Raw genomic sequence first — 22,771 nt, forward strand, 5'->3', positions numbered from 1 at the left:
GGTGAACTTATGGACTCTACTCGAAAATACTGGCATTTAACGACGGCATTGATGGTGTCGGCATCCCTTGTTTTGTCAGCCTGTCAAGAATCTAGCCGCAAAGCTTCTGTGCGTGCCGCAGGCAAAGCCATTGGAACAAACGTCACAGAGTCGGTCGCCACTAAGGCGGAAGTCGCCCAAAAATACTCGAAGAATATCAAAGATCCTCGCGCCCTTTCTGCTTATCAGGAGCATCTTGCGGAGTTGTTCAACCTGCTAGAGAAATCGGGTTCCGTGCCCTGGAGTGGACTTTTTCAGCTTAAAAACTGGATCTTCGGTGGCGTCGATTTAAAGGCGGTTACAAGCTTTATCGTTGAAGAATATGAAGTTCGGCACCAACAGGCGATTGTCCGCCAAACTCAGTTTGCGGTTTTCTTTGATGAGAAAGCCTTTGGCGCTTTAAGCTCTGTGGAACAGGGGAAAACAATTTTAAGACAATACCTGACAGGACTCTATTCCTTGCGGGGGCTTTCGGATCAGGAGCTGTGCACTTTGGTTAAACAAAGCCTTCAGGGCAGCGATTGCCAGGTTCCAGTTGCATCCGTCAACGCCGTCGAAGGTGCTCAGGCCGGGCGCAATTCGAAACAGAAAACTAAAACTACTAAAGGAATTCCCAACGTCATTAGAAAAATTGAACGTGCTGACGAGAATCAAATTGATCGCGTTGTCGCTCTGATAAATCAGAAAGGCACACAACTGACTGAAGCTGAGCTATTAAAAGAGATGACGGATGCGGGATTTGATATGCGTCTGTTTTCCTTGAAGCTCGGCAAGGCGGCTGAAGTTGTAAATCCCCGTAAGTTGACAGACGAGGAAACGGTCAACTTGTTTGAATCCGTTTTGGCGTTAAATGCCCAAGAAGTTTCGTGCTTTGCACTTCGTCTTGAAGAGAACACAAAATGCCAGGTCTCGGTGGAAAGATCTGATGAATTTAAGGTTCCAGGGCATGCTGGATATCGACTTGTTTCTTTGAAAGTAAAAGAGGCCGAGCTGGAAGCTCCTATTATTTCAGAAGTCTTTTATGAGTTGAAAGGACAGGATCTGGTTGAGGCGATGACTGTCAAAGGCGAAAAAATTCAGTTGTTGCCGTTGACTTCAAAAGGGTTGGAGAAGCCTGAGGTCGGTATGAGATATCGCTTAAACTACCTGGTGGTCAGAAAGGCCGAAAAGAATGGAAAAGTCATATACGCTCTTTCTGGAGTCGTTTCTATCCCCGGAGTTATCAGCAAAGTTTCTGTCGTTGATGGAAAAAATATTTGCGAAAGTTCTTTGGCGGAATTAAAGGAAAAAGACAAGTCTCAAGATATAATTCTGATGGCTGCTGACGATAAGCTGGTTGCTTCATTGAAAGAGCTCACCGAGAAATCGCAGCCGACGGCCCCTTGTTGGTAATTATTGAATCGCCGTGCAGTAGTAGGTCGGCTGTGCGACGCTGGCGCCTCTATTTGTGACAGATATATAATTCAGGTCGTGAGGGTCTTGAAAAAAACCAATCGTTTGTGCTAAGCTTAACTCAGTCGGGCTTAAATCCGACTGACTATGAGAAATTAAAATCCGTCGTATTTCCTTATTCTAATCACTTCTTGAAGCCTTTCAGGCTGTTGGACGGATATTTATGCAACACAATTTGATACAGGTGACGGCACAGTCACTTGCGTTTGAGCTTCCTCAAGGGGACGTGCTGTTTTCAAACATTTCGTTTTCGTTAAACTCGTTTCGCTGTGGCTTGGTGGGTCCTAACGGTGTGGGAAAAAGCACCTTGGCAAAAATTATTGCGGGGGAGCTTGAGCCCTCAAGCGGAACTCTATTAAGGTCTCATCCGGTTATATACTTACCTCAATTCGCAGAGATACCCACTTATTCTGTCAGCGAATATCTAATTGAGCTTTGGGAAAGCCCTTTCGCAGATCCTGCTTTGTGGGGAGCTCTGCTGCGAAATATTTCTCTGGATGCGCCGTTAAATCATTTAAGTGGTGGAGAGTGGACTCGCGTGCGAATTGCCAAGGCCTTGGCATGTTCTGTCGGTCTTCTGATTTTGGACGAGCCCACTAACAACCTAGATAAAGAGGGACGACAAATGATCATCGATTTTGTGACGGCCTATCAAAGCGCCCTTTTGGTAATCAGCCATGATCGGGAACTTTTAAATCATGTCGATACCATTTGGGAACTTTCTAATCAGGGATTGTCTGTTTTCGGCGGAAACTTTGCGAACTATCTTGAACAAAAAGAAGCGGAACGCGAACTGCAGCAGGTAAAAATAGAGCGCGCCCGAAAGGAAAAAAAGAAATTGGAAAGCGAATATCACGAAAAAATGACAGCGCAGGAAAAGCGCATGCGTCGTGGACAGCGGATTGCTGATAAGGGAGGAATTCCTCGCATCGTGGTTGGTGGCTTGAAGCGGGCGGCGCAAGTGACCCAGGCCAAAATGCACATCAATGAGGAAAAGCGTGTGGAAAACGCCGACGCAAACTTCCGTCATCTTTTGTCTCAAGCTAAAACGGAAACACTCTTGGGCCTGGATTTGCCATCCGCGAACTTACCGGAGGGAAAGTTGGTTGTCGAGGTTCAGGAGTTTAACCTTAAGTACCCCGGGGCTTCTGAATTTTTATGGAAAGAACCCGTCTCTTTCACTTTGCGGGGGGCTCGTCGTTGCGCATTGGCCGGAGTAAATGGAAGCGGGAAAAGTTCTTTAATTCAGGCTCTACTGGGTGGATTTTCTGATGATGTCAAACAAACCGGAGTGGCCAAGTTGGGGGCGGTTTCAGTCGCTTTGTTGGATCAGAAGTATTCGTTGCTAGATCCGTCTTTGACGGTCCTTGAAAACGTCATGCTGACGTCCGCCTATGATGAAATCGAAACGCGAAATAAATTAGCTCGCTTTCAGTTCATGAAAGACAAGGTTCATCAACCCGTTACGACCCTAAGCGGTGGGGAAATGCTCAAGGCCGCCCTGGCGAAGATTCTGTTAGCGTCGCCTATTCCGCAGTTGCTGATTCTGGATGAACCGACAAATAATCTGGATTTGCAAAGTCTGGAAGTCTTAGAGGGGGCTTTAAATGACTATAGCGGAGCGTTGCTGGTGGTTTCACATGATGAAGTTTTTTTAGAAAACATCGGAATTGAAGAGGTCTGTCTTTTGCAATCTTAGCGAGGCAATATGCTGGCCCGATGGTTGACCTCCCTGAGTCTTGTGTGTTTTGGCTTACTTAGCCTGATGGTTCTTCAGATGACGAAGAGGCCGATCTGTATTGATTCTAAGGTTGTCGAAAGAATTGACAGGCTTACGGAAGCTTCGACCGAAAGTATTTATCGCTGTGCCTTGAACAAAAACGTCCCCTTCAGCGCCTATTTTAGTGAGCAGGCCAAAGACTTGAACTATCGTGTGCAACAAATGGAACGACTTCTTGAAAGCATGGAGCCGTTCTATAAAAAAGTTCAGATCACCATTTTAGAAGATCGTCCCTATCTCTATCGTGTGCAGGGTCATCAAATCTATCTAGGCGCAAAACTTTTGGAAGCCCCCGGGCATCTGGAAAAGGCTTTGGCGAAAATCTGGTATCGTGAACGAAATGAAGCTTTGTTTGCGCAGCAGATCCTGATGGAAGAAGTCATTACCGACTTCATCGTCTATCTATTGGATGGCGATTTGAATGTGGGGGACCCGCAAACCAAAATTAAAACAGCCTTGCGAAAGGTGCGTTGGCCGTTTGTTATTAAGTCCGTTCAGGGTTACTGCGAATCTCCGTGGAAACAATCCGAACATTTTGCCGCTTGCCTGGATCAGAAAGAGGATCTGGCCGTAGACCATCAGGTCGTTGAACTTAGCTTAAGACCTTTATTAGTCGTCAGTTGGGTGAACTCCTACAAAGCTCTTTCGGCCCGGGAGCGTTTTAACTTTGTGCAAAGTCTGCCACGTCTTTTGCGTACAGAACATCAGCCGGCTCTTCCTTTAATTGGAATGCACCGCTTGGCGGCGATGGAAGAAACAACCTTGTTAAAAGCCGCAGAGGCCATGAAGAACGTGAATTCTTTTGTAACCACATCGCAGGCAATGAAGGACTCTGAAACACATCGTGTCTTCGCTGCGAATTTTACCAATGAGTTGCGCACACATGGATTCCAAGAGGCTTTTGCCGAGGCCACCTTCGATCTACTGTTTGTAAGTCGTGAGCCTTTGACGGAAAAGGCGGCGATCTTTACGCATTTTATGAAAATTGCCAAAGCATCTCCGAAGATCCAGATCGCTTTGCGTGATCAGGAAAACCTCTGGATGCTGCCGTCCCGATTTCCGATTCCATTGAAATCCTTTGGTCAGCTTAAGGCCAATCGCACGGTTGTAGAAAAGTGTGGCGGGTACAACTTCAGCTACGTGATGGATTACGCAAACATTACCGAGAAGTTGCTAGTGGTGGATCACTGCGATGTAAAGCGTGAAATTCAGTACTCACGATTTTTAAAAGAAGGTGCGGAAGGGTTTGGCGCGCAGAACAAAGGGATTGCGTTCGTGCAATTCCATCTGCCTTCTCTTTTGATGAAGAAGAGCGAGCTTGAGCAGGTTACAAACGTAATTGAATTCATTCAGAGGAGAGACGTGGAAAATCCCTCTTTTAAAAGTCTGGGCTGGCGTGAAGTTCACTGGAGCGAGCAGGCTAATGCCTACAAACCGAAGGCTTTTGTCGACGCTATCGAATGGTTCCGAATTCCAAATTGATTACTCGTCTAAACTAGGCAATTCTTCTTTGAAAGAGGTGATTTCCGAAAGCTTCGCATTTCGCGAGTTTTCAAGTTTTTTTATTTCACTTTCTTTCCCGGAGATATCGTAGTTCAAAGACGAGATGTCTGAATTCAACTGTCCAATACGATTTTCAATATACCCCAGTTGTGCGGGGTTATTGCTGGCGACAAAGGCTTTCTGAGTTTCTAAAGAGTTCAGTTCCCCGCGCAAGCCGGTCAGACGACCTTTTTGAAAGTTCAAATCAGATTTCATCGTACGCATGCGCGCGTCTAAATCGCGCACTTCACCTTCTTTTGTTGCGATCAGAGTTTCGACGTACTTCTTACGTCCGCGGCGATATTCCTTTAAGAACGCCGGCTCTAAATCCTTGGGACAGACATTTTGATACTTCTTGCCAGAGGTTCCCGCCGTGAATCCATAACTTTTGTGACAGTAGGCCGCGACACCTTTTTTATGTTCATTAATTAGGACATTAATTTGTGGTCCTTCACAAAGATCGCGCGAGTAAAAATCCCCAGCCTTTCCTACGTTGTAGGCGTGAGTATTGCTGCAATAGATCTGCATTCCATTTTTAAAGCCCAGATCTAACTGAGACTCTTGAATTTCCGCATCGACCTTCCGACACTCTGTAACCATGGAGTCTGCGTTCAGCCAATTTCCGCTCAGGGCGACTTTTTTTCCATGCTCAAACCAATTGAGGGATTCGCAGTCTTTTCTTTTGAAATAACTTGCGCAAGATATCAGATTCAACACTAAAACCAAAAGAAGCAGTCTAGACATTTATATTCCTACAAGTTGTTTTAGTTCAGCTTCGAAGTTCTGCTGATCTTCCATCGCTTGCAGCATGGAAGATTCTAAATCTTCGATCTGGCCGCCAAGGTCGTGCAGCTCTTTTGCAAAGGTTGCCGCTTTTTCGCCTGACGCCGTCATCAGTTTTTCACTTAAAGAATCTCTTATTTGACCCAGTTGAGCAATCTTCTTGTCGCATTCCTCGATTTGCTTTTGCGATTTTTTTATTAAAGTCTCAAGGCGTTTGCGTTCTTCCTTATAGTTGAATTTTATCGTCTCTGGTGACTTCTCTATGGCAGAGACTTTACCATCCACATTTTCAAAAGTTCTATCGGCCAAGAATCCTTTTTGCAAACTCCACACGTATTCGTCATAAGTACCGGGATAGAGTGTTAGCTGCCCGTGATTGACTTCAAGAATCTTGTTGGCAACGCGCCCAATGAACCCGCGGTCGTGGCTCACCGTGACGATAGTGCCTTCGTATTTTTCAAGAGCAGTGGTTAACGCCTCTACTGTATCAAAATCCAAGTGGTTTGTCGGCTCATCCAGTAAAAGAAGGGGAGATTTCTGCAAAAGAATTTGCCCCAGGGCAACGCGCGATTTTTCGCCACCTGAGAGGACCTTTACTTTCTTGTGAACGCTTTCACCAGAAAAAAGCAAGCTGCCGGCAATGTTCAAAACATCTTGCTGTGTCACATCTTTATGTGCAGCAGAAGCCATCGCCTCCAGGACTGAATGATCTGGATTCAGAGCTTCGGGTGTGTGCTGAGCAAAGTAAGAATACCGCACTTGGTGTCCCCATTTTATTGCGCCACGGACTAAAGGTATTTGTTCTCCCAGAGATTTCAAAAGAGTGGATTTCCCGGCGCCATTTAAGCCGACAATGCCAAGATGATTGCCGCGTTCCAAGCGCAACGAGACGTTTTTCAGAATTACCTTTTCGCCGTAACCACAATCCGCGTCTTCCACTTCCAAGATCATTTTTCCGGTGGGTTGCGCCGCCGGAATATGAATGTGCGAGTGCGTAGGGGCGGCCTTCATTTCGATGACTTCCATCTTTTCAAGGGCTTTCAGACGACTTTGCGCCTGACGAGCCTTCGTCGCTTTAGCGCCAAAACGAGTGACGAAATCCATGATGGATTTTCTTTTGGCCTGCTGAGAAAGAATCTGTTTCTGCAAAATTTCATTCAGCATTTGCTTTTGTTCAAAATAGTCGTCCAGGCTTCCCGGAAACTTGACGATGTCGCCGGATTCAACTTCCAAAATATGATCTGTCACGCGTCGCAGGAATTCCCGATCATGCGAAATCAGAAGGAAAGCTCCTTTGAACTCTTGTAAGAAGCTTTCCAGCACCAGAAGTGTTTCCAAGTCCAAGAAGTTCGTGGGCTCATCCAGCAGCAGCAGATTTGGCTCCTGCCCGATAAGAAAAAGAAGCTTTACACGCATCCGGTAGCCACCGCTAAGCTGCTTCAGATGAGATTGGAAATGATCTTCGCTTAAGCCTAACTTCAAGCCAAACTGTTTGAGTTCCCAAAGAGGTTTGATGCAGTTTTTGCCAAGATAGTCTTCGACCTTTTCATCTACGTTCCATTCCGCCTCCTGCTCTAGATATCCTAAACGCAGTTGTTGAGAGCGAGTGACGATGCCTGAGTCCAGATGTTCCTGGTCGACAAGAATTTTAAACAAAGTTGTTTTGCCGGCCCCATTGGGACCGATGACTCCGACATGTTCCCCTTCATTGATGGCGAAAGTGGCATCTTCGAAAAGAACTTTGGACCCATAGGCCTTATGGCCTGACTGTAGTTGAAGAAGCGTAATACCCATCCTACGACTGTATCATAGTGAAACAGGCCCCGTAAATAGCCCAGAAAGATTCATGCATTCCTCTGTTTTCCCGATAAGTCCAATAGGGGGACGGGTCGTATATGCGCATCAAGATTTTCATTCTTACGGCAGCTTTGATGCCGACATTTTCATTCGCACAGACGACCGCCGTCAATCCGGCAAATGCCGATGCTATTTTTCAATCTATGCAGACTCAACAACAGTTCATGCTTCAACAACAAGCAGCCCAAGCGCAAGCGGCAGCAAACCAAGCTGTCCAAGCGCAACAGGCGCAGGCTGAAGCTGTACAGAAGCAAAGCATCTTTCAACTTCTGATGGGCTTTTGTACCAACATGTTCAGTGGCGGCGGTAAGCAAACGGCGTTGGGTTCAGACACCAAAAAAGTCGAAGACACATCTTACGATGTGATGGATGCCGCCTGGGCTGCGCGTGAAAAAGAAGGATTCATTTACGAACGGGACCTGGATCGAAATGTGGCTCGTGAAGTCGGCGGCGACGTTGTTGCGAAACTTGCTAAGGGATGTGACAACTTTATCAATAAAGAGGGTCAGCTTGGACCCTGGGGTTCTTATACTCTTCAACAGATCAAAGAGAAGCCGGATTCCTTTGGCGAAAATATTCCGGACGATATCACTAAGTGGTGCCCGAACTACCCTAAAATGTCGAAAGATCAGCGCGAACTGTATTGGGTTTGGATTATCATGTCCATGGCCTCTTCAGAATCCAGTTGTAACCCCAGAAATGACAATGCCAACGCACCCAATGGAACGGCGATAGGTTTGTTGCAAGTGTGGAAGCCCGTCTGTCCCAAGGCGCGCGATCTGCATATTCCTTATCAAAACATTCAGTGTGGTATCGACTTACTGGCTAAAGAACTGCAAAACCGAGACACGTTAATGACACCAACATCGCGTGGGCCTGAAGGAACTTATTGGGGTCCTTTACGCAGCGACGATTGGAATAAACGTCGTGGTGGAGACATCTCCGGGGCGCAGAAAACCCGAGCGATCATGAGTCAGTATCGTTACTGCAAATAAATCCATGCAAATTCCTTAGACCTGAGGCTCATCCATCCGCGGTGGGTGGTGAATAAAAAATTCTGAATATGACGATTGTCATGTTGGAAAGGCCTGTGGAGCGGTAAGAAGGGGTCTTTTATTGGCTCTTTAAGAGCCAGAAACTGCTAAGGAATATTAAAGCGATGTCAGTGATAAATGCCCCCTCACTATCCCCCGAACTATTAATGCCTGCCGGTTCGTTAGAAAAGTTAAAATACGCCTATCGCTATGGCGCTGATGCAGTCTATGTCGGTGTGCCGCTTTTCAGTCTGCGTGCTCGAGAAAACGAAATGACTTTCGAAGACCTGCAAGAAGGCATCCGTTTTGCCCGTGAAAACAATAAGCAGATCTATGTCACGGCCAATATTTTTGCGCGCAACCTCAAGCTGAAATCCTTCCGCGAGAATTTTAAAAAATGGGTCGATCTTAAACCCGATGCTTTCATCATGAGTGATCCCGGTCTAATGATGATCGCCAAAGAAGTGGACCCTGATGTCAATATTCACCTGAGTGTGCAGGCTAACTGTATGAATTGGCAAAGTGTTAAATTCTGGCAAAAGCAGGGAGCTTCGCGAATCATCTTAAGTCGCGAATTGCGTGTCGAAGAAATCAAAGAAATCCATGAGAAGGTTCCGGACATTGAATTAGAAGCTTTCGTTCACGGATCTATCTGTATCGCTTACTCTGGTCGATGTTTGCTTTCTCACTACATGAGTTATCGTGATGCGAATCAAGGCGTTTGCGACAACAGTTGCCGCTACGGTTACAATGTTCATAAAGCGGAAACGGAAAAGGACGAAGAGTTCTATCTGGAAGACCTTCGTGACAAGGGCCAGTTCTATCAAATCGATGAAGACGAAAATGGCACCTACATCATGAATGCCAAAGACCTGTGCGTGATCGAGCATTTGCGCGAACTCAAAGAGGCCGGTATCTGTTCTTTCAAAGTCGAAGGTCGTACGAAGTCTTTGTACTATGCTTCAATGGTGGCGCGGATTTATCGCAAAGCTATCGATGACATGACGGCGGGACGTGAATTCGACAAGAGTCTTTTGGATGAGTTGAACAAAATTCCAAATCGCGGCTATCACAAAGGTTTTGTTACGGGCAATCTCTCGCATAATGCGCAGGAATACCGTCACTCAACTTCACGCAATTTTACGCAACGATTTGCCGGCGTGGTGATGGAAAAATCGGAACATCCGAACTTTTTCAAAGTCGAAGCTCGCCACCGCATTCGCACTGGTGATACGGTCGAGGTGATCTCTCCAGTAAGCACACAAAAAGCAGTTGTTGGAAAAATTCTGAACGAACGTGGGGAATTAGTTCCTCAAGCGGGTGGCGGCGGTCTTGTTTTCCATATTGAACTTCCAGTGGAATATGCACCGAACTCTTTAGTCAGCCTGGTTGAAAAAGGCGGATTCTAATTACAAGGCGATCCATGATTCGAAATGGATCGCCGTCTTCGATCCTTTATTTGTTATTCTTGCGATCTTCTTTGCGTTTTTCTTTCACGCGGTTTTTGGAATCGACAAAGACAACGGCAGGTTCATGTTTTTTAGCGTCCTCAAAGCTCATACCGCAATAGGCACAGATAATCACAAGATCACCACGTTGGACGTGACGAGCAGCTGCACCGTTAAGGCAGATTTCGCCCTTCTTGCCCTTGATGACGTAAGTTGAAAACCTGGCGCCGTTGTTACAGTTATAGATATCCACGCGTTCATTGATAAGCAGACCTGATGCTTTGATAAGATCCGGGCAAACGCTGATGGAACCTTCATAATCCAGATCGGCTCCGGTCACAGTGGCGCGGTGAATTTTTGCTCTTAACATTGATAAATTCATAATGCTTCCTAAATCCTAAGTATTATATTGCAAAGCGATTAACATGCCTTTTAAGACCAGATCGGGCACGATTTCATCGAAGATTTTTTCTTTTTCAAACAGGTAGGCAAATCCGCCAGTCCCGATGACCAAAGGTTTTTCGCCATGGAAACATTCTCTGGTGATTCTATCACTTAATTCGCGGATTGTTCCCAAGTGACCGTAGAAGAGTCCAGACTGAATGCTCTCTACAGTCGAACGTCCCAAGGCCTCATGCATAGACACGATTTCGACAGAGGGAAGTTTCGCCGTTTTACTTTCCAGTGCTTCCATGCAAAGGCGAAGGCCAGCGACGATTGAGCCTCCCAGGTAGTCCTTGTCCTTCGTGATAGCACAAAAGGTGGTTGCAGTGCCCAGATCCACTAGAATAAGGTTTTTTCCAGGATAGAGATGAGTGGCCGCGATCGAATTTGCAATACGATCCGCTCCCACTTCCACGGGATTGCGGTACTTCACTTTTAAGCCGGTTTTGACACCCGCCTGAAGAATAAAAGGATTGATATTGAAATACTTCATGCAGGCGCCGCGCAGGGAATAAATCACTTCGGGAACGACGCTGCAAATTGCGATTTGGGTGATCTTCGACGGATCATATCCATTTTCGCGAATTGCGCTACGAAGGAAAATGCCCGTTTCATCCGAAGAGGCTCCGCTTTTAGAGTTCTTGCGAAACGAAAGGACCATTTGGTCTTTTTCAAAAAGACCGGCATAGATCTGAGTGTTTCCGACATCAAGGCATAAAATCATAGAGTTTCCTTAGGCATCAGAGCATGAATCAGCTCACTGGAAAGTCTTTCCAGGTTTTCGCAGACCACGGCTCTTTCAGGGGAGTGCAATGTAAACTTGTGCGTTCTATTCACGATATCAATATCCGTCATGTCGTTGTGTACGACGTAGTCAGCCCGCGATCCTTGAAACAACTTAAGGACCGCTTTTTGTTTTTCCTCGGCCGTTGCGTGGCTGGTTAACTTAAAGGCAATCACTTGAAGGTTTTTGTTCTTGGAATAGTCTTTCAGACGATCGACTATTTTATGATTGCGTTTAAGATGGATGTTCAAATGATCGGCCTCCGAACTGACTTTCTTCACTTCAAAAGGACGATGCTTGACGCCATTCACCTCGATGCTATCGATAGAGTAGTCGCTGACCGCGGCTGCGTGAATCACATGAGTGAACTCTTCAGAAGAAAGATAGTTTTTCATTTTCTCGTCAAGGCTTGCGAAACTTGTAAAAAAGTCGCGGCGAGTGACATGTTCGGCTTTCGCAGATCCATGGGCTTGAAGCAAGGTCACATCAAATCCCATGTGTGTAAGGTCTTCGGCAATAGTGACACCGGTTCTGCCCGAACTCAGGTTGCTGATAACGCGAACGGTATCGATAGGTTCCTGAGTTCCGCCGGCGGTGACCAGAACCTTGACCTTGGCCACGCTCTTGAAACTTTTCGCCTCTGAGGGCTCCGAAACATTTTTATGTTGAAGAGCGTCCAAGGTGAATTTCAAAATCAAATCAGGTTCAAGCAGTTTTCCCCAGCCTTCTTCGCCACAGGCAAGAATTCCGGAGGCAGTCTCAAGAATTTGCAGGCCCAAACCCTTTAAGATGTCTAAAGACTTTTGCGTGACCGGATGTTTATACATGCTGGTGTTCATGGCGGGGGCGATCAGAAAAGGCTTTTTAAAGTCGTGAGCCAGGAAAAGTGTTTGCACCAAATCGTCGCCCACACCTTGAGCCGCTTTGTTAATAAAGCTTGCGGTTGCTGGTGCCACCAAAACAACGTCGGCCCATCTCATCAGGTGAATATGGTCCATGACGTTTCCTGCGGAATACATATCGCTGATGACAGGATTTCCCGTCAGTCCTTCCAGGGTGGCATTGCCAACAAATTTCAACGCAGAAGGGGTCGCAACAACTTGAACGTCGCAGTTGGCCTGCACCAGTCGTGAAACCACATGGCAGGCTTTGTAACAAGCGATGGAGCCGGTCATAATGAACAAGACTTTAGATTTCGACATTGTCAATCAACCTCACTTCACCCAATTTGGCCGCGACAAAGCGGCGCGAACCGATGTCAGTCACATAGTCGACGGCAAAACCCTGGGCTTGAAGTTTTTCCGCGGCCTCGGACGCTGTGGAACTTTCAGTGATAGCTTTATAAATCGCTGGGGCCATTTTTCTTTCAGCTGCGCTCAGGCGTGTGTTTCGGGAGCTCATGGCCACGCCATCTTGTTCGCGTACGGTTGCCACCGGGACGACTTCCAAATCCATAAAAAAGGCCTCAACCATACCGCGAATCAACGTCAACTGCTGAAAGTCCTTTTCGCCAAAGTAAGCTTTTGTGGGACTCACTAGTTGAAACAGTTTCATAACGACAGATAGTACGCCGTCAAAATGTCCCGGACGATGAGCGCCGTCCAAGAGTCGCGAGTAATCGCTTTCTGAAATTTTATAGCGATACTTGTCCGGATACATCTCTTCATAATTGGGATAAAAGATCGCATCCACACCATTCATTTCGGCCATGGCAAAATCTTGGTCCCAGGTTTTCGGATACTTTTGCAGATCATTGGGATCGTTAAACTGTGTGGGATTCACGAAGATGGATAGAACCACCAGGTCATTTTCTTTGCGGGCCCGTTTGATAAGTTCTTCATGACCGGCGTGCAAAGCTCCCATCGTCGGTACAAAACCCACGGTTCCGGCGCGTTTCTTTCGCCAGGCCTTCATTTCATCCGGAGAGCGCAGAACTTCACTCATGAATAGCTCTCTTTCTCGGTCGGAAATTTTCCTTCAACGACTTCCTGATGATAGGCATTAAAGGCCTTCGTGAAAGTCTCAAAACCGTTCAGATATTGTTTTAGAAATTTGGGTTTAAATCCTGGGGTCATACCGAGCATATCTTGTAGAACCAGGACCTGTCCGTCACAGTCAGGGCCTCCGCCGATGCCGATGGTGGGAATTTCCAAAGCGAGTGAAATTTCTTTGGCTAGTTTTGACGGGACACATTCTAGGACCACTGAAAACGCGCCGGCCTCTTGCAGTTGTAAGGCTTGTTCTTTGATTTTCTTCTGTGCTTTTTCGTCGCGGCCTTGAACTTTAAAGCCACCCAGTTGGTTTACGGATTGAGGAGTCAGACCCAAATGACCCATGACAGGAACGCCCGAGTCAACAAGATGACGAACCAGTTCGATGTTGCCAGAGGCCCCTTCCAGTTTAATGGCGTGGGCTCCGGCCTTCATGATTTTTTCTGCGGCGGACATATTTGCCGTCAGACTTTTGCGATAGCTCATAAAAGGAAGGTCGCCGACGACAAATTTATCGCCCGCGCCACGCACCACCGCTGCAGTATGCAAGGCCATCAGATTTACCGAGGCATTCAGCGTGGTTTTATGTCCATGCATGGTCATCGCTAAGGAGTCACCGACCAAAAGGCAATCCACGTCACTTTCGGCAAGAAGGCGCGCAAAAGTATAATCGTAACAGGTGACCATCGAGATCTTTTCTTTTTTTGCTTTCTTTTCTTGGAAGTCTAAAATCGTTTTCATGACGACCTACTTTCGCGGATATTCAGGCCAGTGTGTTTTTAAAAAGGCTTCATAGATAGGCCGATAAGAATCCTGGGAAAGCGCCTGAAGATTTGCCTTCACAGTTTCTATGTCTTTTCTGACTAAAGGCCCCGTTAACGCCTGCGCAGGATTGTTAACTGTATTGGCCAAAACTTTTTCAAGATAAAGAGAGGCGGCTTCTGCAGGAATGCCCATTTCAGAAAATCCTTGCAGCATTTTACTTATCAGCAGAGTTACAAAGTTGCCGCCTAGAACGCAGTAAGCGTGGTACAGGGATTTTTCCTGGGCGGAAAGAACTGAAAAAGGATTTGTGAACACGGGAAGGGCCTCTTGAAGAGTGGCAGCCCCCGTAACGACAAAATGGATTTTTTTATAGAACTCTAAATCGTAAAGTTCGGGACCGAAGGTCATCAGCGGATGTGCTGCAATCATCCCGTCAAAATGATGGGCCCCGGAAAAGTGCACTACTGTCTTGTCGTGACCCGCCAGATGCTGCCGAAAAAAACCTAAGAGGGCCGAATCACTAAGAGCCAGCAGAACATGCGAGGCTTTTGCCACCTTACGGCCTAAAGCGTGGGGATCTTGCGAGCGATCCCAAGTTTCAAAATGTTGATCAAGTAAGTGAAGATAATAGCCGAGGTGTCGGGCGACGCGCCCAGAGCCAATAATTAAATAAGAATGAGTGTTCGTCGCCTTCATATAAGTGGGTACCTGTCCTAGGGATCAAGTCCTATGTAATCTTCGCAACCTAACATAATTCTAACAGATTACAACGCGAAATGCCACGTCGCGACATTTGACTTGCGAAGCGCCGTAACTAGACATCGCTCATATTCTGCGCGACTTTCGCCCCATGAAATACGTGTATTGGGCTTGCGCAACTGCAGTGATCGCTTTGGGTATCTACTTCGCCATGAATTTTTCGATTCAGCCGCAAAGCATTCCCAAGATCAAATTCTCTCAAGTAACAACCCCGGAAGAGCTTGGCAAAGGAGTTTACGAACGACTTCGCTTAGAGATCAAGGAAGCTCCGATTGTTTTATTCGGTGTGACCCCCAACCACATCGAAGATATGGAATTGCTGCGTGGTTTTTTTGAAGCCAATCAAGAGCAGGGTTCAAAATATGATGTGATTGTGGTCGAACCAATGTTGCCTTATGTAGAGCTTTTCAATTCGAGCATGCGCGTGGACATCAAGAATGAAATGGACCGCTTTGTCGACGGTGTTAATAAAGCTCGGGAACAAGGCCTGCGAGTTGCGGCCATCGTGCCGAACATTTATTCTTCGCAACTATTAAAGAAAAATCCTGCAAACCGTCTTAAGGAAGAGTACAAACTCGACGTGGTGAGTTTTTCTGTCACGAAGTTTCCTGTGACCCGTCAACAAGAAGAGGCCTTCCAACCAAAATGTGCCGTGGAGGAAGGAAAGGACTTAGCGGGGACCGGAGCTTTGGGGTGCATGATCCAGAATATCGCCCGGAAAACCTATCGCAAAAAATTTGAAGACAATAAATATTCGGGAATGATGGAACAGACCGGTGCCAAAGACTACATCATTTTGTTCAACCGCAATGCGGGTTCTCGATAAGGGGGAAATATGAAAATGTTCGTGATGGCTTTCGCGTTAGCACTGTCTTTTGATGCCGTGGCGGCCAGTAATCTGGAAGGCCAATGGATGACTGAAGATGGTCAAGCGACCGTGCGCCTGGTTGAGTTCGATGGTCTTTTGACGATGAACACGCGCAGTTACTATTACAATGGTGCGCCTTCGGACTATTTCTTTTCCTTCCGCGTTCCCAAAAATCGTGATGTTCAACCTGGCGAAATTTTAGAAGGTCGTCTGCGCAGCGTGGATGGTTTTTATGGTTGTTTGTTTGAAGAACCAGCCAAAGCTCAGCTGACTCAAGAGGGTCGCTTGAAACTTCATTATCCTCTTTTGACCTTCCATCGCGAGACCCGTTCTGTTGTAGACCGTGGTCCTGGCGGTTATCGTCGCGTCGTTGATTGGAATGGCTGGGGATGGGTTGAGACAGTTTATCATTTCCCTCTTGAGCGTTGGCGCGTGATTTCCAGCGAGTGTGTGATTGACGCCCGCAACTGGACAACCGGAGTTCTAGTGCCGGTACCCTCTAATGGCGGCGGCGGTCCTGAATTTCCAGTTCCCCGTCCTCAGTAAGGAATAGCAGGATGAAAAAAATAGCCATCGTTACCGGAGCAAATCGTGGTTTGGGTCTCGCAACAAGCGAGGCTCTGGCGCAAAGAGGTTTCAAAGTTGTGATGGCCATGAGGAATCCTGACAAGGCCCAAAAGCAGGTCAATGCCTTCAAAATGAAGGACCTGGATGTGGTGCCGCTGAAGCTGGATCTGTCTCAGGAAAAAAGTATCAATGAATTCGTTGAGGTTATCCGCAAAGAATTTGGATTTGTGGATGTCCTTGTGAATAACGCGGGAATTCTGATCGATAGCGAAGACGGCGGAAATTCATCTTTGTTCAAAACAAAATCCGCCACGATCCAAAAAACATTTACGACGAACACCTTGGGCCCGTTTCTGCTGACGCAAAAGATTTTTCCGCTAATGCAGCAAGAAGGCTACGGACGTATCGTCAATGTCTCTAGTGGAATGGCGCAGTTGTCCGTTCCGCAAAATGCCTCGGCCTCTTATCGCATTTCCAAAACCGCTTTGAATATGGTGACAAATCTTTTTGCTTCGGAAGTTCAAGGCGCTGACATCTGCGTGAACTCAGTTTCTCCGGGTTGGGTGCGCACCGATATGGGCGGACCCCATGCCGATCGCACAATTGAACAGGGAATCAAAGGCATCGTCTGGGCTGCAACCTTACCCAAAGGCGGCCCCAACGGCGGCTTCTTCCGCGACAGCGCCCCCCTGCCTTGGTAAAAAGGTGCCAGGGGACTTTTTGCAACTGGGGCGCGTTAATTTAAAAAATAAAAAAGCCACTCGCTAAAGAGTGGCTTTTTTGTAGTGAAGTGCAAAAAATGACTACTAATAGATTTCGTGAGCTAGCGGTCGGCGCGGGGCGCGGAAGTAAGTTCGAGGAGAAAGATCCAAGAGGTCTCCCAACTTTTCCATGTAAACGCAGGCATATCGATCAAGCTGGTAAGCGAAGTAACTTTCTTCGTTGCCGGCTCTCATCAGTTGTCCCCAGTTTCCGTTGTACATCGCCTGCTGCTTTTTGATCAGCTGGCTGATTTGCGCATCAATCTCTGAAATGGTTTTTTGCAGACCATCGATTTGCGCCTCGTTGATGTTAGCGGCTTTTTCAATTTTACGAGTCATCAAGTCCGTCAACTCGTCTTCCAAAGGCTCTTTCTTCTTCATCAGAATTTCAATTTCCTGATTCAAAGGTTCAGCCTTTTTATTATTGTTCACTTCCTCATCGAGTTCTTCGATGACCATCGCTGTTCTCCAGTTACAGTCCTTTTTCAAGCGAAGGATGTCGCCATAGATATGGTCGCCGATATAAAGGATATCGTCTCCGGCAAGTTCCAGGTCAGCGGTGAACTTTTTGGCATTCCCGCCCTGGTAAATCCCCGGCGTTAGCTTCCCTTCCATGTTGGTCATCGTGCCGTCTTCGGGATTTACACGAAGATACTTCTGACTTTCATAGAAGAACTTGGGCTTAGACGCAAAAGTGATCACGAACTCGAACAGATCCTGCCAGGATTTATGCTCTTTCAAAAACGGTTGAATCGCATAGTCGAGCAGAAGCTTCGTGTAATGAAAGTCCGAGTTGGTCAGAACGAAGATTTTCTTTCCGTGACGGCGGAATTTTTCCAGTCCGGCAACAAGGGCCGGGTCTTTGATGATGTAGTGATCAAGATTCTTTTTTACGACATCTTTCAAAGAACCATCGCGATGAGCTTCGTCCAAAGCGTCCAGCACATCATCCGCGATTTGCGAGTATTCTGGATACTTGTTGGCCAAATCCGTGTCTTTCAGCTCAACAATTTGCGCGATCAAATTCGCCAAAGAGATCGAAAAAGATGTATCCACAGCCAAATAGTCCGAGTTGCTTAAATCGATATAGGTGGATTTGTAAAGTTTTTGATGGCTTTTGAAATCCAAGGGTTTCAGGCCATGATAACTGGCGCGAATCGCGGTATAACGATTCAACTTCAAAAGATTTCCCATCTTGCGGTCGATCACCAAGCCGCGGATCGCATAGTTGTAATCGAACGTCAGCTTTCGCAAAGTGTCCGGGTAGCCGCGCTTGATCAGCTTTTCGATCATCGTGGTGTGAGAAAGGCGCTCGAAGTTTTCACTGTTATAACGAACCAATGTATGGTCCATATCGACGCCGATGTAACGAATCTTTTTCAGATTCAAAGTTCTATTAACAAATACTTTTCCTGGCATATTTTTTATCTTTCAACAGGCAATTGAAGGTGGTTCCAAAGCAGCATTCCACCTTGCATATTATAAACGTGCGTGAGGCCATTCATTTTTGCAAAAGCTGTCGCTTGAGCGGAACGGCCGCCACTTCTGCAAATGAAGACCACGGTTTGGTCTTTGGGTAAATTTTCAAGCTGATCGGGGAGGGTGTTAAGAACTACAAGCTCGGCGCCGGGCACGTGTCCCAACTCGCCGACGAATTCTTCAGGTTGACGAACATCCACAAGCTTCACATCGGCCATCCGTTGCTGAAGTTCAGCCGGGGCGATGTCGTAGACTCCCTCATAATGAGGATTTTCAGTTTTTGATTCGAAGTTAACAAACTTCACTGTCACAGATTCCTCCTGCGTCACAGCCAAGATTCTTACCATAGCAGGCCTTGCTTTGAAATGCAGCAAAGAGAGGCCCTTTTATTGGGGTGCAGCAGACCGTAGAGGGTCCTGTTTACCAGATTTGCACCCGCTCCTGAGGCTGTAAAGTCATTTTATCGCCCGGCTTACATTGGAAGGTTTCCGCGAAAGCAGGCTGGTGTTTGACCTGTTCGTTAATGCGAGCCCACCCTGCGGAATGCGGATCGGTCTTGCGCATCAGCTTGTCGAAATCCGGGCGAATCACCGTGCACCAAAGTCGGCCATAGGCGATGAAAAAATCTTTTTTATCTTTTTCAGTTCCTTGGCCTTTTGGGAATGCGGCATTGTAGGCAAACGTTAAGCCGACAAGATCGGCGACATTTTCTCCAAGAGTCAGCTTGCCATCATGACCGATTTGGTTGAACTGATCGATCATTTTTTGTCCGCGCAAGTTGAACTCCATAATGTCTTTGGTCGTCATCCACTGGCGCAGGCGTCCCTGAGAATCATATCTGGAGCCGCTGTCATCAATGCTGTGGCCGAGCTCGTGTCCCATAACCGCGCCCACGGCCCCCAGATTTTCAATCACCGATCCGTCTTTATCATAGAAGGGGTATTGAAGTATGCCGATGGGAAGAACGAACTTGTTTTCGTTACTGCTGTAGTAGGCATTCACAGTTAAAGGCCCCATACCCCAGGCATCCTGGTTGGCGGGCTCGCGCAGCTCGGTCATGTTCTTTTCCCAACGAGCTTCGCTATACGTGTGCATGTTTTGCACGTAGTTTGTTTTTGAATATTTACGCAGAGGAATGAAGTCCCACTCTTTGTCGGTATGAGGTTTTACAAGTTGCAAGCGGGCCGTTTTAATCTTTGCAATAGCCTCTTTTTTTCCTTCTTTCGAAAGCCATTTGTTGGCCTCTAGACCATCCAGAATACTTTGCCGGATGCGGGCACCGACTTCGTGGACTTTGCTTTCGTCAAATTGGGGGAAGACCTTATCAACGAGGGCTGCATCGATCTCTTTCATGAAGTAGTTGCTGGCTGTGGTTGTACATCGTTCTTGGCGATCGGGACGCTTTTCAGGTCCGCCGAAGAATTTCTTTTCAAAATCAAATCCGGCTTTAAAAAACTTCGGATAACCATCATCCATTTGATCGCTTAAAGCTTTATACAGGTAAATATCCTTCCAAACTTGCAGGGGCTGTTTTTCAAGTTGAACATTGATAAAATCCAATGCCTCGGGAATGGGCGTATTGACAAGCACTGCCGGGGGAGTTTTCTCAAACAGAGGTTGTAGATAAAGCTGCGGATATTTTTTTATAAGATCCGCCTGCGTACTTACCCGTTTTTCGCTCCAACGTTGGTGGCGTACGGCTGTGACCGGATAGGTTTTGATAAACTCTTTTTCGAAGTCGACCATCGCTTTGGCGCGGGACAGAGCTTCTGTTTTTTTGATCTGCGGTTCAATGTTCTGAAGGAACAGGGCCAACAAAGATTCATATTCTTTCAGAAGTTCTGGTTGTTCGTAATATTTATGATCCGGCAAAAGCATGAAGTTTGCGTAAAGCATCGCATCCATCTTTTTCGGATCATCTAAGTTCGGAGACGCCCACAAAAAGACCATATTGCCAAAGCCCTTTGGTAAATTTGCATGCGAATAGCGAAGCAATTCTTGGGCTGTTTTAATCTGACTGATCTCTTGGACCATACGAGCCACTTCCGCCTTCTCGGCTTTGCTTTTCGCCGACGTATCCATGCAGGACATGTAGACGTCGCGCACTTGCTCACTGCGCTCATCCATATTTTTTTGTTTGGGCAGATCTTTCATAAATTTCTTTTTGATCTCTAAAAGTCTTTCGCGCGAGTCATTAAAGGCAAAGGTATGGCTGCGTCGGTCCGGTCGCAATTTGAATGAATTCTCGGCCTTGTCGCAAACGTATTTGTGAAAGTCATCACAAGGGTTGATCTCGGAACTTAACGGGAAGGTTCTTTTGTCTGGAATCTTCGCGGAAGGTGCGACAGTTTTCACGGATTGAGCTTGGGCAGAGAGAGCAAGGGTTGAAGCCAAGAGGAGTTTGAGCATGTAAGAATTCCCACGGTTAGAATATTAGTCGTTTGTAAATCGTAAACCCGGCCAAAATCATTTAAAAGGGCTTCGGGACCATGGACGAGGGCGTTATGGCATTGTTATCAATTTTACTTCAGTGAGAACTCGCGGTAATCGAAGAAAAGGGGGAATCCGATGAAAAAATTTGTTTTGCTTTTAGTCGCCACAATGGCTTTGACGGCTTGTAAGACAGTCAAAATTGAAAATGGTGAAGTGCCGGACGAATATTTGGCGCGTGCGAAAAAGGTGGAAGGGGTTTATCAGGGGTCTTTTGAGGGACGCCGTGGGGAGCTGACAATTGCCTTTCAGGGGAACAGACCCGTTCTTTCTTATAAAGATGCTCGTGGTGACAGCTTCGTGATGCCACAGTGTCAGTCCTCTGTGAATGATTTAAAATGGGCTTATGTCACACGTAAAGGCGCTGTGGAGTCCGTAGGGTTCTACTTTGATCCAGGCGTTTGTTATATGGATGGACGCGAGGTTGTCTTAAGTTTCAGCGATGACTACAACACCATCCGTGTTAGCATCCTGGACCGCCGTTATTTCGATCGTCGTTGCCGCTGGGAAGTGACGGACCCTCGTTATGGCCCACGCGAAATCTGCGAGGTCACGCAACGTGATGTGACTTTGAACGGTAAATTCTCTCGTTAAGCTGTTGAAGGAACGATCATGGCTATGGCATGATCGTTCCATTCATGTCTAAAACTCCTGTCGATCTTTCTTTAGAACAATCGAGTGCCTTGGAACTACTTCGTTCTGGCGAGAACGTTTTTCTGACGGGCGGAGCCGGTAGTGGCAAAAGTTTTCTTATTCGCCACTTCATGAAAGAACTCGATCCCAAAGAAATGCCCATCTTAGCAAGTACCGGAGCTGCCGCTGTCCTTTTGGGGGGCAGAACATTTCATAGTTTCTTTGGCTTGGGTATCATGGAGGGCGGCCCTGATGCCACCTACAATCGGGCGGCTAAAGACACAAAACTGATGGCAAGACTGCGAAAAGTGGAAGGTGTGATTATCGACGAGATTTCGATGATTCCCGGGCAGGCCCTGATGATCGCAGAAGCCCTTTCGCAAAGAGCCCGCGAATCAAAACTTCCTTGGGGTGGTTTGCGTATTATCTCCGTTGGCGACTTTGCGCAATTGCCTCCGGTTACTCAAACGGGACAGCGCGATTGGTGTTTTTTAAATGCCGTCTGGCAACAAAGCGGTTTTCAAAACGTTAAACTTTCACACAACCAACGAGTCTCGGATAATTTATTTTTGGATATTCTGAGCGATGTTCGTCATGGTCTGACCACCGAACGAGTTCGTGATTTTTTAAACGAGCACCTTCAGGATCACGACGAAGATCATCCCGGAACACGTCTTTTTCCTCGCAAGATCGCGGCGGATAACTTTAATCAGAAGAAATTAAAAGAGCTGGATGAAGAGGAAATCACCATTGATTCGATTTACTTTGGTTCAGAAAAGCATGTCGAAATCCTGCAAAAATCAGCGCCAGTGCCTTTGAAGTTAGTGTTGAAACTGGGATGCCGGGTGATGTTTTTGCAAAACGATCCACAAAAGCGTTGGGTGAATGGCACAAGGGGCGTGGTTACGGATATCACCGCAGACAAAGTCACTGTTAAAAAGGATGGCGGGCGAGAAGTGCAGGTTGAGAAAACCTCTTTCGCGATTCAGGATGCGGAAGGAAATATCATGGCCCAAGTTGTTCAGTTTCCTCTGACTTTGGCTTACGCCACGACGATTCATAAAAGCCAAGGGGCGACGCTAGATGATCTATGGTGTGACTTAAGTTCCCTTTGGGAGCCAGGGCATGCGTATGTGGCGCTCAGTCGTTTGCGATCGGCAGAAGGCTTGCATCTTATCGGGTGGAATCCCCGATCTATTATTGTCGACCCTAAAGTCCTCGATTTTTACAGTCGTTTAGGTTGAGGGCAAGACGGCTCTTGCGATCGTTTAAGGTATTGATTTTATTAAACTTCT

21 protein-coding genes are annotated in these 22,771 nt (G+C 46.8%); 10 read left to right on the forward strand and 11 right to left on the reverse strand.

Translation table 11 applies throughout. The features are described 5' to 3' along the window. Nucleotides 1-9 precede the first annotated feature (9 nt). The 3 genes from OM95_RS07600 (at nucleotide 10) to OM95_RS07610 (ending at nucleotide 4,753) form a co-directional block, all read left to right on the forward strand. On the forward strand, nucleotides 10-1,431 hold the full coding sequence (locus tag OM95_RS07600) for a hypothetical protein (RefSeq protein ID WP_041872141.1): 1,422 nt from the start codon (nucleotides 10-12) through the stop codon (nucleotides 1,429-1,431). Between the two features lie 223 nt (nucleotides 1,432-1,654). Further along, a complete protein-coding gene (gene abc-f, locus OM95_RS07605) occupies nucleotides 1,655-3,190 on the forward strand; it encodes a ribosomal protection-like ABC-F family protein (protein ID WP_041872143.1) in 1,536 nt (511 codons plus the stop codon). Between the two features lie 66 nt (nucleotides 3,191-3,256). Beyond that, complete coding sequence (locus OM95_RS07610) at nucleotides 3,257-4,753, forward strand: hypothetical protein (protein WP_291515833.1); 1,497 nt, start codon at nucleotides 3,257-3,259, stop codon at nucleotides 4,751-4,753. Here the strand turns inward: OM95_RS07610 and OM95_RS07615 are convergent, their stop codons facing one another. After that, a complete protein-coding gene (locus tag OM95_RS07615; protein WP_041872147.1) occupies nucleotides 4,754-5,557 on the reverse strand; it encodes a DUF2799 domain-containing protein in 804 nt (267 codons plus the stop codon). Further along, nucleotides 5,558-7,390 (reverse strand): ATP-binding cassette domain-containing protein, encoded by a 1,833-nt coding sequence (locus OM95_RS07620; protein ID WP_041872149.1) that lies wholly within the window; start codon nucleotides 7,388-7,390, stop codon nucleotides 5,558-5,560. A 101-nt stretch (nucleotides 7,391-7,491) separates the two neighbouring features. Between OM95_RS07620 and OM95_RS07625 the strand changes: the two genes are divergently transcribed. Beyond that, nucleotides 7,492-8,448 (forward strand): hypothetical protein, encoded by a 957-nt coding sequence (locus OM95_RS07625; protein ID WP_041872152.1) that lies wholly within the window; start codon nucleotides 7,492-7,494, stop codon nucleotides 8,446-8,448. Between the two features lie 164 nt (nucleotides 8,449-8,612). Next, nucleotides 8,613-9,896, forward strand: a complete 1,284-nt coding sequence (locus OM95_RS07630; RefSeq protein ID WP_041872154.1) for a U32 family peptidase C-terminal domain-containing protein — start codon at nucleotides 8,613-8,615, stop codon at nucleotides 9,894-9,896. A 46-nt stretch (nucleotides 9,897-9,942) separates the two neighbouring features. On the opposite strand, the gene panD is transcribed toward OM95_RS07630, so the two are convergent. The 6 genes from panD to OM95_RS07660 are packed head-to-tail and all read right to left on the reverse strand — an operon-like array spanning nucleotide 9,943 to nucleotide 14,615. Then, nucleotides 9,943-10,317 carry an aspartate 1-decarboxylase gene (gene panD / locus OM95_RS07635; protein WP_041872156.1) on the reverse strand — a complete coding sequence of 125 codons (375 nt, stop codon included), beginning with the start codon at nucleotides 10,315-10,317 and terminating at the stop codon, nucleotides 9,943-9,945. 15 nt (nucleotides 10,318-10,332) lie between these two features. Continuing rightward, nucleotides 10,333-11,103 carry a type III pantothenate kinase gene (locus OM95_RS07640; protein WP_041872159.1) on the reverse strand — a complete coding sequence of 257 codons (771 nt, stop codon included), beginning with the start codon at nucleotides 11,101-11,103 and terminating at the stop codon, nucleotides 10,333-10,335. Continuing rightward, a complete protein-coding gene (gene coaBC, locus OM95_RS07645; RefSeq protein ID WP_041872161.1) occupies nucleotides 11,100-12,365 on the reverse strand; it encodes a bifunctional phosphopantothenoylcysteine decarboxylase/phosphopantothenate--cysteine ligase CoaBC in 1,266 nt (421 codons plus the stop codon). The genes OM95_RS07640 and coaBC overlap by 4 nt, the downstream gene beginning before the upstream one ends. Beyond that, nucleotides 12,352-13,107 carry a pantoate--beta-alanine ligase gene (gene panC / locus OM95_RS07650; RefSeq protein ID WP_041872164.1) on the reverse strand — a complete coding sequence of 252 codons (756 nt, stop codon included), beginning with the start codon at nucleotides 13,105-13,107 and terminating at the stop codon, nucleotides 12,352-12,354. The genes coaBC and panC overlap by 14 nt, the downstream gene beginning before the upstream one ends. Next, complete coding sequence (gene panB, locus OM95_RS07655) at nucleotides 13,104-13,895, reverse strand: 3-methyl-2-oxobutanoate hydroxymethyltransferase (RefSeq protein WP_041872166.1); 792 nt, start codon at nucleotides 13,893-13,895, stop codon at nucleotides 13,104-13,106. The genes panC and panB overlap by 4 nt, the downstream gene beginning before the upstream one ends. A gap of 6 nt (nucleotides 13,896-13,901) precedes the next feature. Continuing rightward, the gene (locus OM95_RS07660) at nucleotides 13,902-14,615 is read right to left on the reverse strand and encodes a DUF2520 domain-containing protein (protein WP_041872168.1); all 714 of its coding nucleotides are present in this window, start codon (nucleotides 14,613-14,615) and stop codon (nucleotides 13,902-13,904) included. Nucleotides 14,616-14,769: 154 nt separating this feature from the next. On the opposite strand from OM95_RS07660, the gene OM95_RS07665 reads away from it, so the two are divergent. Genes OM95_RS07665 through OM95_RS07675 form a run of 3 tightly spaced genes read left to right on the forward strand, consistent with a single transcriptional unit; the run spans nucleotide 14,770 to nucleotide 16,814 of the window. Next, a complete protein-coding gene (locus tag OM95_RS07665) occupies nucleotides 14,770-15,504 on the forward strand; it encodes a hypothetical protein (protein WP_041872170.1) in 735 nt (244 codons plus the stop codon). A gap of 9 nt (nucleotides 15,505-15,513) precedes the next feature. Then, nucleotides 15,514-16,092 (forward strand): hypothetical protein, encoded by a 579-nt coding sequence (locus OM95_RS07670; protein WP_291515835.1) that lies wholly within the window; start codon nucleotides 15,514-15,516, stop codon nucleotides 16,090-16,092. Between the two features lie 11 nt (nucleotides 16,093-16,103). Beyond that, nucleotides 16,104-16,814: an SDR family NAD(P)-dependent oxidoreductase gene (locus tag OM95_RS07675; protein WP_041872173.1), complete on the forward strand. Its 711-nt coding sequence runs from the start codon at nucleotides 16,104-16,106 to the stop codon at nucleotides 16,812-16,814. 105 nt (nucleotides 16,815-16,919) lie between these two features. On the opposite strand, the gene OM95_RS07680 is transcribed toward OM95_RS07675, so the two are convergent. The 3 genes from OM95_RS07680 to OM95_RS07690 form a co-directional block, all read right to left on the reverse strand. After that, entirely contained in the window at nucleotides 16,920-18,293 is a 1,374-nt protein-coding gene (locus tag OM95_RS07680) for an HAD-IG family 5'-nucleotidase (RefSeq protein WP_041872175.1), read from the reverse strand. 5 nt (nucleotides 18,294-18,298) lie between these two features. Beyond that, complete coding sequence (locus tag OM95_RS07685) at nucleotides 18,299-18,664, reverse strand: rhodanese-like domain-containing protein (protein ID WP_291515837.1); 366 nt, start codon at nucleotides 18,662-18,664, stop codon at nucleotides 18,299-18,301. A gap of 109 nt (nucleotides 18,665-18,773) precedes the next feature. Then, nucleotides 18,774-20,762, reverse strand: coding sequence for a M13 family metallopeptidase (locus OM95_RS07690; protein ID WP_041872177.1), 1,989 nt, complete (start codon nucleotides 20,760-20,762; stop codon nucleotides 18,774-18,776). 159 nt (nucleotides 20,763-20,921) lie between these two features. Between OM95_RS07690 and OM95_RS07695 the strand changes: the two genes are divergently transcribed. Continuing rightward, nucleotides 20,922-21,437, forward strand: coding sequence for a membrane lipoprotein lipid attachment site-containing protein (locus tag OM95_RS07695; protein WP_041872179.1), 516 nt, complete (start codon nucleotides 20,922-20,924; stop codon nucleotides 21,435-21,437). 44 nt (nucleotides 21,438-21,481) lie between these two features. Then, nucleotides 21,482-22,720, forward strand: coding sequence for a PIF1 family ATP-dependent DNA helicase (locus tag OM95_RS07700; protein WP_291515839.1), 1,239 nt, complete (start codon nucleotides 21,482-21,484; stop codon nucleotides 22,718-22,720). Nucleotides 22,721-22,771: the final 51 nt, after the last annotated feature.

The sequence above is a fragment of the Bdellovibrio sp. ArHS genome (assembly GCF_000786105.1).
GTDB lineage: Bacteria > Bdellovibrionota > Bdellovibrionia > Bdellovibrionales > Bdellovibrionaceae > Bdellovibrio.